The sequence below is a fragment of the Cognatundibacterium luofuense genome, assembly GCF_018139685.1.
In the GTDB taxonomy this organism is placed as follows: Bacteria; Pseudomonadota; Gammaproteobacteria; order Burkholderiales; family Burkholderiaceae_D; genus Undibacterium; species Undibacterium luofuense.
This window is the reverse complement of sequence record NZ_JAGSPN010000008.1, coordinates 61,186-71,980: the sequence shown is the minus strand read 5'-3', so window position 1 is coordinate 71,980 and position 10,795 is coordinate 61,186. Positions and strand designations below refer to the sequence as shown.

The window sequence follows — 10,795 nt, the reverse complement described above, 5'->3', positions numbered from 1 at the left end:
CACATTTCACGATGGCACGCACAGTACGTTTTACTTCGTATCAATGTAGCGCACGAAGCTTGCAATATGCATTCAATATATTAATCTGATGCATTGTGTTTTGTCTCTGCGGCTGAACAAATCAGCCTGTCAGTTCAGGAATATCTGAAGGCTGAAACGGCACAGCGCATCCATGACTTATGGATACACATATTGAAATTTTTTTGCAAAATTTTCAGCAAAGGCAATGAGCGCCGTCAACGTATAACGACGATACCATCAACAGGCCTCAAGGATAGGTCTTAATTTACAAATTGAGAAGCAGTTTCACAAGCTTTGACAATCAGACAAAAACAGGCTCCGGTTCCAGCAGTACGCCGAACCGGTTCTGCACATCCTGTTGTATCTTTTGTGCCAGTGCACGAATGTCGGCACCGGTAGCGCCGCCCAGATTTACCAGCACCAGCGCTTGTTTGTGATAAACACCGGCAGCGCCGAGCGCCTGCCCTTTCCAGCCGCACTGATCAATCAGCCAGCCGGCGGCGAGTTTGAACTGCTCCCCTGCCGGATAGCTGACCAGCGCCGGAAATGCCTGTTGCAATTCAGCATGCTGCGCTGCACTGACGACCGGATTTTTAAAGAAACTGCCTGCATTGCCAATGACTGCAGGATCAGGCAGTTTTTGCTGACGAATCTGCACGACGCCATCGCTGATTTCCGTTGCGCTGAGTGTAGCCATATCACGGTCGGCAAAGTATTTCTGCAAATCAGCGTAAGCCAGTTTCGGTGTCCAGCGGCGTGGCAGGCGTAAAGTAATACTCAGAATGGCAGCACGGTCTTTCCATGCCTGTTTGAAAATACTGTCGCGGTAAGCAAAGCAGCATTCTTCCAGCGTAAAACGCCGCACCGTACGGGATTCAAAATCCCATGCCTCCAGATGACTGAACACATCTTTTAATTCGAGGCCGTACGCACCGATGTTCTGTACCGGCGCAGCACCTGCTGTACCCGGAATCAGCGACAGGTTTTCCAGCCCGCCGAGTCCCTGCGCCAGCGTCCAGCGCACCAGATCATGCCAGCGCTCGCCTGCCTGCGCCGTCACATACACATAGTCCGCATCTTCAGCACTGATCGCAATGCCCTTACCTGTCATTTTCAGTACCAGACGCGGAATCTGATCGGACAAGACCAGATTACTGCCGCCGCCCAGTATCAGGCGCGGCATCGCTGACCATTGCGGATCGGCTGCCAGCGCAGCCAGTTGCGCGGCATCACTGATTTCCATCAAGGCATCGGCAACCGCAGCAATCCCGAAAGTATTGTCGGCACTTAAAGAAATATGACGTAAAACAGGTAAATTCGGCTTCATAAGGCGGGCATTATAGCGGCATCGCCCCGTGAGGGTTGCATGCTTTTGATAAAATGGCGGATATCAAATCAATGAACATGAAAAGGAAAAACTATGCCATCTTTTGATACCGTTTCCGAAGCGAACATGGAAGAAGTCAAAAACGCGGTCAATCAGGCGAATAAAGTCATCACCAACCGCTTCGATCTGAAAGGCACCAGCGCCAAACTGGAACTGAAAGACAAAGAACGCGAAATCATTATTTATGCTGACTCTGACTTCCATCTGGATCAGATCATGATCGAAATGACGCAAACCATGGGTAAACGCAATGTGGACGTGCGTTTCCTCGATAAAGGCAAAATCGAAAAAATCAGCGGTGACAAAGTCAAACAAACCATCACCGTAAAAAAAGGCATCGAGCAGGAAAATGCCAAGAAAATCGTGAAAATCATCAAAGACAGCAAAATGAAAGTACAGGCCAGCATTCAGGGCGACGCTGTACGTATTCAGGGTGCGAAACGTGATGATTTGCAGGCAGCGATGGCTTTGCTGCGCAAAGATATGAAAGATCTGCCGCTGGAATTTAATAACTTCCGCGACTGATTCTGCTCAGAAGCTGTCGCCTGTGGCCTGCGGCACGGGCGAAAAAAAAGCGCTGTTTTCCGGAAAAGGAAACAGCGCTTTTTCATATGCTTTTATGCTGAACAGCAGCAAACCAGCCAGTTTGCCCGCCGGAAGCTGAAAACCGGCGTTTTATGCCTCAAATGCGGTGTTCAGCACAGCGATCCGGCGGTCGTCGGCAGAAAGTCCGGGCCTTGCAAATCATCAGATGACGATATTTGCACAGGCAATGACCCGTCACCGGCTTACTCAGACTGCGCCAGACGGCGCTGACGTACTGCTGCTGCCAGCCCCTCCAGCACTTGCAGGCTGGATTCCCAGTCGATACAGCCATCAGTAACAGACTGGCCGTACACCAGTTCTTTGCCCGGTACCAGATCCTGACGTCCGGCCACCAGATGCGATTCCACCATCACACCCACGATACGGGTATCGCCGCCGGCGATCTGATTGCCAATGTCAGCGCAAACCGGTACCTGATTCGCCGGTACTTTGGAACTGTTAGCGTGCGAGGCATCGATCATCAGACGCGCTGCGAGACCGGATTTGGCGATATCCTGGCACGCTGCTTCGACGCTGGCCGCATCGTAATTCGGCGTTTTACCGCCGCGCAGAATGATGTGGCAATCTTCATTGCCGTTCGTGGACACAATCGCCGAGTGACCACCTTTGGTCACCGATAAGAAATGGTGCGGCTGCGATGAGGCTTTGATCGCGTCGACAGCAATTTTGACATTACCGTCAGTGCCGTTTTTAAAGCCGACCGGACAAGACAAACCGGAAGCCAGCTCGCGGTGTACCTGCGATTCGGTGGTACGCGCGCCGATTGCTCCCCAGCTGACCAGATCCGCGATGTATTGCGGGCTGATCACGTCCAGATATTCGGTACCGGCCGGTAAACCCAGTTCATTGATATTGACCAGCAATTCACGAGCAATACGCAAACCATCGTTGATGCGGAAGCTGTTATCCATGTAAGGATCATTGATCAGACCTTTCCAGCCCACCGTGGTACGCGGTTTTTCGAAGTACACCCGCATCACGATTTCCAGCTCGCCGATGAAACGCTGACGCTCCGCCGCCAGACGGTGTGCATATTCCATCGCTGCCTTGGTATCGTGGATTGAGCACGGGCCAATCACCACCATCAGACGGTCATCCTGACCGTGCAGAATGCGGTGCAGTGCCTGACGTGCCGAGGCGACGGTTTCCGACGCGGTATTCGAGCAGGCAAATTCACGAATCAGATGGGATGGCGGAACCAGCTCTTTCATTTCCCGGATGCGCAAGTCATCGGTGCGTTGCATAGTGTTCTCCTAATGGAATCTGATAATTAAAAAAGATACTGAAACAATTTGAAGGCTAAAAAAAAACCGCCATCGCTGGCGGTTTTTCTGAATCTGGTTCGCTTTCTTTTCTGCAAGCACTTACCGTATTCCGACCGCCACTGGCTGGGAATAGCTAAAGTAAAAGAAGAAATAGAAGCGGGAAAAAGTCATTTTTCATTCAATAAAGTTGAGGCCAGCATTTCTGCGGCAGTCGATTCAAACGATAGTGCATCAAATTTCAGCAAGATGCAAGGGTCTGTATCAGGCTTTCTGCGTTATTTTTTCCAGAGCGGTGGCGGTTCCGGCGGGATATCCGCATCCGGATACGTATTGACCACAGGTTTTACCTTGCTTTCCTTCAACTGAATCTGCGGCGCATTCCTTGCCACCCAGGTGCGCATGGATTGCAGGTTGGCCTGAATATCGCCGCGCGTCGGTGCGAGGCGATAAGCACGTTCCAGCGTTTCCAGTGCTTTCTCATAATTACCCTGTGCAGCCAGCGCCACTGCCAGATTATTCAGCGCAGCCGGATCAAACGGATTGACTTTGGCAGCTTCGGTGAATTTGATGATCGCTGATGCAGCATCACCTTCCGATAATGCCGTTTTACCTTCGATCTGCAAATCACCCGCCAGCACAGCGCCGGAAAGACCCATACATACAGCCATCAACATGGTTTTCATCTTAGTTCCCCTGTTGTGTGTAAGTACGCGGTACAACCGGCGGGAAAACCGGTGCGCTGCGGCGTGGTTCAAAGGTGTAGCGCAGATAAATCATCCCGGCAGCATCAGTGAAATCACCGGAGTTATCGACCGAGAAACGTCCACCCAGCGCAAAGTAAGGATTAAACAGATATTCCAGCGAACCCATCAACTTATACTGTAAGCCGGTGTGGGTCTGACCTTTGTATGACGTAGCGATATTCAGCGTAGGATTGGCCGCTGCAAATTGCGCCAGCTCCGCCTGATCAGCCGGCGAGAACGGATAGATCAGCGTCGCATCTTCTTTAAAATGCTGCACACCAACCGCACCGCCCAACAGATACGAGAATTTGCCGCTGCGGCCACTCCACTCGACCGGCACATTCAGCGCCAGATAGGATTGCGGACTGAAATAACCACCGTGACCGTAGGTAAAGTAACGCAGATTCTGACGGTAGAACATTGCCGTCATACCGACACCGGCTGTCAGCATACTGTCTTTGGTTTTCAGTGCTTTCCAGTACACACCGCCACCGGCATCCACGCTGCTGTTACGAACCACGTTTTTACCGGTCAGCGCATAAGCGCCGACGCCGCCGTACACGCCGCCGTCATCCGTATCGTAAGAAAGATCAAAACGGCCACCGTTTTTCGTGACGCCACCCCATTGCAGCTGATAAAGGCTGTCCGATGCACCGGCGAACGACAAAATACTGTCAGTCACAGAACGGCGCGACAATTCCGCGCTGACACCGATACCATCAAACTGACCGGACCATTTAATACCCCCAACCACATTGCGCACCGGGAATCCGGACGGGCTGCTGCCAATATCCAGTTTAAAACCGCTCAGTTCATAACTGATCTGCAACGCCGTGCCGCGCGCTTCCTGCTGAATCGCTGCGACAGAATTCAAGCCCTGCGCTTTCGCTACGGTCGTGAACGGCGTACCGGCAAATTTTGCTCTTTCGTTCAGAATCAGATTCTTCCCGTACTGACCGGCGACATTGGTATCGTTCAGATCCAGCGTTCCGGAGTCCAGCACGACAGGAATAATCTTCAGGCCGAAATTACCCATGCCCAGCGTAGTCAGATGTCCCTCAACCGGCACTTCGGTTGTCTTCATCTGCGACAAACCGGACTGTCCGCTGCGCGCGCGCAAAGCAACTCCGGCTGTGATTTCTGAGCGGTTCAGTTCGCTCAGTGAATCGATTTCTTTCTGTAGCGCCAGTTCCTCAGGTGAAACATCCGGCTGCTGACGTGATTTTGCGGACGACGTGGCTGTGCGTCGCGTGGCCGTCTGCGGCGCCACTGCAGACTGCTGCGTGGTCTGTGCGCGTGTCACAGGCAATGTGGATACCGGCACTGTTGTACTTGCCTGAGCCAGCACGACTGGTGCTTCAACGGAGCGGTTCAGCGTCGGTGTCGGCGCTTGTGCAAGTACCGGTGCTGGTGCCGGTACTGACGCCGCGCTTTGCGGCAACGATACCTGCACTGTTTTCAGCACTGGCTGTGCGGCCGTTGCGACGGCAGTTGCCGGTGCGACAGAACTGTTTGGCTGCACCGGTTTCGGTGCCTGCGGAATCTGATGTTGTGGCCCCAGTTGCGGCACTTCACGTAACACTGGCCCCGGCACAACCGGTTTGACAACGGCTGCTTTTACCTCAGCCTGTTTTTCTGCAAACGGATTGACTTTGAAATCCGTGACCGCAGGTCCGGCTGAATCCACCAGACGAATCTGGTCGGATTTTCCAGCCAGTGGTCGCTGCGCCTGTTCCATCGCCAGCGCTTTTTTGAAATAGCCCAGTGCTTTGCTGTTTTGTCCTTTGGCTCTGGCAACATTTCCGGCCAGCGCAACAAAACGCGGATTTTCCGGCTGCAGTGTCATCAGCGTATCGAGATAACGCTGGGCACCATCCAGATCTTTCACCTGAATCGCAGCAAACACCAGCCCCTGCAGCACTTCCGGATTTTCCGGCTCCGTTTCCATCACTTTCTGATACAACTCACGGGCAGGATCGGTATCACCGGCAGAAGAATAAATGCGTGCCAGCGTCAGCAACAGCAGATTATCTTCCGGCGACTCAATCAGCATGGGCTGAATATAGGTGTAAGCGGCTGCATAATCACCCGCCTCACGCGCACGTTCGGAATAGCGCATCGCAAGCGCACGTTGCAATTGCCGGAAGGACAGAATTTCATCTTCACTCAGTTTCGGCATCGCCGCAACTTTACGCATCACTGCTTCCAGCTCCGCTTCCTGATTCATTTGCATCAGCACGCTGGCATATTGCAGCATCAGACCGGCCTTCGGTTCTTTGGTATTCTGCACCAGTTGTTTAATCATGCCGAAACCACGCTCTTTATCGCCAAGCCGGATGTACAGAGATGCAATTGTTCCGACGAATTCAGGATCATTAGCCGCCGCCGCATCAACCCTTGCCAGCAATTCACGGACCTGATCGGTGTACCCGCGTTTATTCATCGCATCGAGACGGTCCAGCTGCACTTTCAGCCAAAGGCGCTTTTGCAGGGATGTCATGGCAGCATTGCGGGATTTTTCCGGAATACGCTCCAGTGTCACCATCCCTTCCCACCACAAAGACTGCATTTCGCTGAGCATTGCACTGACATACAGTGCTTCAGGATCGGGTTTTTCCACATTGGTCAGCGCATCCAGCAAAGCGCGCGCCTGTGCCGGCATATTTTGCTTCTGATACAGCTTTGCCAGTCCCATCCGCAACCATGCATCTTCCGGCTTGACCAGAATTGCATCTTCCAGTGCTGACTGCGCTGTGACCAGATCTCCTGCTGCTTCCGCTTTTTTTGCTTTCTCCAGCAATTCCTCTGCTTTACTGTTCGCCAGTACCGCCAGTTGACGCGGAATCATGAAAGGACTCAGCGCATCAAGATCCTGTACCCGTTTTTGTAAAGAATAGATGCCAACCAGTCCGTCAATTGCGCGGGTATTGGTTTTATCGTCTGTAAAGACGCGCTTATAATTTTCCTCTGCGCCGGCGAGATCATTTTCTGCCTTCAGCGCATCTGACAGTTGCAAAATGCCGGATGGTTCCTTGGGATTCATGGAAACAGCTTTTTTCAGTAAGCCGATACCTTTCAGACTTTCCCCATCCTCAAATGCATTCCGCGCTTCCTCCGTCAGTGCCCAGTAATTTGCGCTGTCGTAAGCCTGTTTCCAGTTCGAGGCACCTTTACCGGACGACATTGCAACCGCTTTGCTCAGCAATTTACGGGATTCAATGAACTCTTCCTGACGCATCTTGACCAGCCCCATACCGCCATAACCGGAAGGGTCTTTCGGATGCGATTTCATCAGCGCATCAAATTCTTTTTCTGCTGTCGCCAGATCATTGTCGTCCAGTGCTTTAAAACCAGCCGCTTGTTGTTTAGCAACCAGATTTTCCACTGGTGGACGCACCGCTTTTTCCCGGTGGCTGGATTCACGATTTTTCTCGTTCTTCGCTTCCTGCTGATGATTTTTCAGCGCTGTCAGCTTTTCCTGTATGGTTTTATCGTCAGGAAATTTATCCAGATAACTCTGGAAATACCGCATATTCGATGTTTGCAATCCCATCCAGCTCAATGCCTGACGCCAGGAATCTCTGGCTGCACGAGCAACATCCGGTTTAGCTGTCAATTGCTCCAGCTGATGCAAACCTTCGGGCCTGGACTGGTCACGGTACGTCAGTGCCTGCGCATACGCCAGTGCATAGCGGGTATTACCGGGATTTTCTTTGGACAGTTTCTCCAGTCCTTTGCGGGCTTCGGGATAGCCTGACAATGTTCCTGCCAGCGTTTGAAAGTACTCCAGTGCGGCATCACCACGCAGGCGCGAAGGGTCACCAAGTGCGCGGTAACTGTCGACTGCAGCATCAGCATCGCCTTGTTTTGCCAGCTTACGGGCATCTTCCAGCTGACTCTTTGTGCCGCTGGCACCGCGACGGATTGCTTCCTCCAGCTGGCGCACCTGTGCAGCCGATGCTTTTGCCTCTTTCAGTTTTGCAAGATAGCTCTTTGCCTGCTCAGCATTACCCAGCCGGGCTTCGCGGGAACCGAGCGCTACCATCGCATCCGCATTCGCCGGATCAATTTTCAGCAGCTTTTGCCATGCATCCGCCGCGTTATCGTCACGTCCGCGCTGCTCCCAGAAATGTGCCTGATCAAGCAATTTCTGTTGCAACGCCGAATCACTGACGGCAAAAACCTGTGTTGTGTATATGGATAACAGTGCAAACAACAAAGATTTGCGGTGCTGACTCATAGTTGTCCCCCCGGGTGGGCGATGTGTTTCATGTTTAGCTATGATACTTGGTTTGCTTAGTGACAGGAATCTGCCTAACGCCGGTAATTCCTGTTTGTTGAATTGCCGCAATGAGCAGATTTCTCAGAATCTGACTGCCATTCGGCAATCACCGATCGGGCACTTCAGGAGCTTCGGGCCCGATAAAAAAACAGCCCCTGTTCAGGGGCTGTTTCCGGTCACTCAGTGTTGATCTGAAGAACCGTCTCCGGTCAGCCTGCTTTTTGCTTTTCCACGCAGATAACGGAACAGCATCGTTGCAGCGATCATCGAAGCCAGCATCAGGAAAATAATCAGTGTTAATGGCTGTGAAGACAATTTCCACTTAATCCATGTCCACAGCGGCAAATTACCGGAATAATAGGTATCACCGATCAGGGCACTGACCACATTATCACCTTTGACCAGCACAAGATCTCCCTGGTATTTACTTCGGATATCCGACTTATTCAAGCCATCCGTTAAACTCAGCAATCCTTTGCCGTCACCACCTGTTAATACCACTACGCTGCGACTGCCGGATAATGGTGACTCAAACTGCATCATTGCGCCAAAACCATTACCGGTAGCTGCGAGCAGCTCACCCGAGCGGCGCTCTACGTCATCAATATCTTTGCCACCCCAGCGTGCCAGTATGCGTAAAAATCCCTTCGGCAATTGCAAACGGTTACCCGTTTCGTCAATCGACATCGGCATGTACTTCGCCCATTGCTTCAGCAAAGGCTGATTTCCGGCTGTGGCAATAATCAGAAAATCTTTGTCCGAAAACTTCTCAGCATCCGAGCCGCGAATCAGATGACTATTCAGTACAGGATAACCAGTGGATTCGCCCATACGTCCCATCATATTCAGATAAACCTCTGTTTCCTGCGGGCCGGCGCGATCGGGCATCACAATCGCAGTTTCCTGCAAATCAGCAAATTTAGTAAATGGGAATCCGGCATTCGCTACGAAAGCAAGATTCGGGAAAGATGCGTAATGCGGGATATTTGAAAAATCAATTGTTGAATCAGGGTCAATCGCAGACCGGACGTTATCAAGATAAACGTCTTTACATGCTCCCTGCTTCGGATAGTCATAAAAGAAATGGAATTGCAGCTGGTTTTCAGCACCAATTCTGAAGGTCGGCACCTGCACTTCTTCCTGCGCATACCGGTGTCCTTCTTTAAAGAACAACAATACAGACTCTTTAATCTTACCTTTTTCAATATCGGCACCGGACAGCGACAATGCCCGCACAAATCCGTCGTTAATACCGATATTCAGCGTTGATTTATCCACAGTTGGACGAGGTGTGAAGCGGTAGCGCAAGTCGATCGGCACGCCATCCCGCTGCCACGTGAACAAATCAGGCGCGACTCGCATATTGATACGGATCAGATCAGGCGTCAGACCACTGACCTGCAAACTGTCCATTGTCGCCAGCTCACCAAACTTTACCGCGCGATGCGTTGGCAGCCATTTCGGCGCATCATAGGCTTTTCGCAGTTCGGGCTCTTTGAGGTTTTTGATCACTGCAGAAGGGCCGGACAAAGCGAGTTGTCCCAGCGTCAATGCTTCTGTTGCAGTACGTAATTCCGCCGTATCCCGCCCCATTACCAGCAAGAGCTTATGACGCGGAGACACAGGATTAGGAACCACCATTAACGTCGGTCCACTGATCTGCGGTAACTGAACGCCCGCCGGCGCTTCTTTTCCTGTAGCAAACACAATGGCATTCGCTTTAGGCAATCCTTGCGCAGCAACCGGAAATTTTGCACCACGGTACGAAGCGAGATGACCAAACCACGACGCAACCGCACCGGCATTTTTCAGCAAATCCATCGAAGGTGACGGCGGCAATACGAAAGGCAAATCCAGTATCCCCGAATCGCGACGATCAAAGAATGGTGCAGGCAACAGCCCCAGATCATTCGCCAGTTCAATCGGCGCAACCGTCAGTTCGAGATAGGTTGTATTGCTCAGTCTGGCCCACAAACTGGAATGAAAAGGATCTTCACAGTCCCGGGTATAGTGACCAATCAGTTTGAATGTCAGCTGGTTAAAGTCGGCGAAAAAACGCGGATCAATTTTATCTTCACGCACAATACCTTTTGTCGCATCTTCCCGTGGCAGCGGAACCACCCCCACCAGCTCATTGTTAACTAACACCTTTACATGGGAAAGGTCAGGTAACAATGCAGGCGAATAAGTCAGGCCGTAACGTACCTTTGCGGAAGTAATCACTTCATCGCTACGAACGGTGAACGGAAATGAACGCTCGCCTTCAGTCCCGCGCAGTTCAACACTGCTGCCTTGTCCGAGTTGCTTAAGGCTGATGTTGTACACTTTGACAGGATTCTGAGATTTCGGTGCAGGATCTTCAAGCTTTTCCGTTTCCTGACTTTGCGCTGTTTCTTCCTGCTTATTTTTTTTCGATTTCGCCTCAGCTTGTTCGCTCAGAGGGACCGACATCAATAAAGCGACTGCAAATGCAATGGTCGTTTTCATGGTC

At 51.7% G+C, this 10,795-nt stretch carries 6 protein-coding genes; 1 reads left to right on the top strand and 5 read right to left on the bottom strand.

Annotation, left to right across the window (positions count from 1 at the left end):
• Nucleotides 1-322 precede the first annotated feature (322 nt).
• Nucleotides 323-1,348, bottom strand: a complete 1,026-nt coding sequence (gene murB / locus KDM89_RS11775; protein WP_212688133.1) for a UDP-N-acetylmuramate dehydrogenase — start codon at nt 1,346-1,348, stop codon at nt 323-325.
• Between the two features lie 93 nt (nt 1,349-1,441).
• Here murB and KDM89_RS11770 point away from each other — a divergent pair, with 93 nt between their 5' ends.
• The gene (locus KDM89_RS11770; protein WP_189357376.1) at nt 1,442-1,933 is read left to right on the top strand and encodes a YajQ family cyclic di-GMP-binding protein; all 492 of its coding nucleotides are present in this window, start codon (nt 1,442-1,444) and stop codon (nt 1,931-1,933) included.
• Between the two features lie 263 nt (nt 1,934-2,196).
• Here the strand turns inward: KDM89_RS11770 and aroG are convergent, their stop codons facing one another.
• From aroG to bcsB, 4 genes are all read right to left on the bottom strand, one after another.
• Complete coding sequence (aroG, locus tag KDM89_RS11765; protein WP_212688132.1) at nt 2,197-3,258, bottom strand: 3-deoxy-7-phosphoheptulonate synthase AroG; 1,062 nt, start codon at nt 3,256-3,258, stop codon at nt 2,197-2,199.
• 296 nt (nt 3,259-3,554) lie between these two features.
• Nucleotides 3,555-3,962, bottom strand: a complete 408-nt coding sequence (locus KDM89_RS11760) for a tetratricopeptide repeat protein (protein ID WP_212688131.1) — start codon at nt 3,960-3,962, stop codon at nt 3,555-3,557.
• A gap of 1 nt (nt 3,963) precedes the next feature.
• Nucleotides 3,964-8,262, bottom strand: a complete 4,299-nt coding sequence (locus KDM89_RS11755; protein ID WP_212688130.1) for a cellulose biosynthesis protein BcsC — start codon at nt 8,260-8,262, stop codon at nt 3,964-3,966.
• 222 nt (nt 8,263-8,484) lie between these two features.
• Nucleotides 8,485-10,791: a cellulose biosynthesis cyclic di-GMP-binding regulatory protein BcsB gene (bcsB, locus tag KDM89_RS11750; RefSeq protein WP_212688129.1), complete on the bottom strand. Its 2,307-nt coding sequence runs from the start codon at nt 10,789-10,791 to the stop codon at nt 8,485-8,487.
• Nucleotides 10,792-10,795 lie beyond the last annotated feature (4 nt).

What these genes read in the sequence shown, in the direction of transcription:
- KDM89_RS11760 (WP_212688131.1), bottom strand. Translation starts at nt 3,962, where the DNA reads ATGAAAACCATGTTGATGGCTGTATGTATGGGTCTTTCCGGCGCTGTG.
- KDM89_RS11755 (WP_212688130.1), bottom strand. Translation starts at nt 8,262, where the DNA reads ATGAGTCAGCACCGCAAATCTTTGTTGTTTGCACTGTTATCCATATAC.
- bcsB (WP_212688129.1), bottom strand. Translation starts at nt 10,791, where the DNA reads ATGAAAACGACCATTGCATTTGCAGTCGCTTTATTGATGTCGGTCCCT.
- aroG (WP_212688132.1), bottom strand. Translation starts at nt 3,258, where the DNA reads ATGCAACGCACCGATGACTTGCGCATCCGGGAAATGAAAGAGCTGGTT.
- murB (WP_212688133.1), bottom strand. Translation starts at nt 1,348, where the DNA reads ATGAAGCCGAATTTACCTGTTTTACGTCATATTTCTTTAAGTGCCGAC.
- KDM89_RS11770 (WP_189357376.1), top strand. Translation starts at nt 1,442, where the DNA reads ATGCCATCTTTTGATACCGTTTCCGAAGCGAACATGGAAGAAGTCAAA.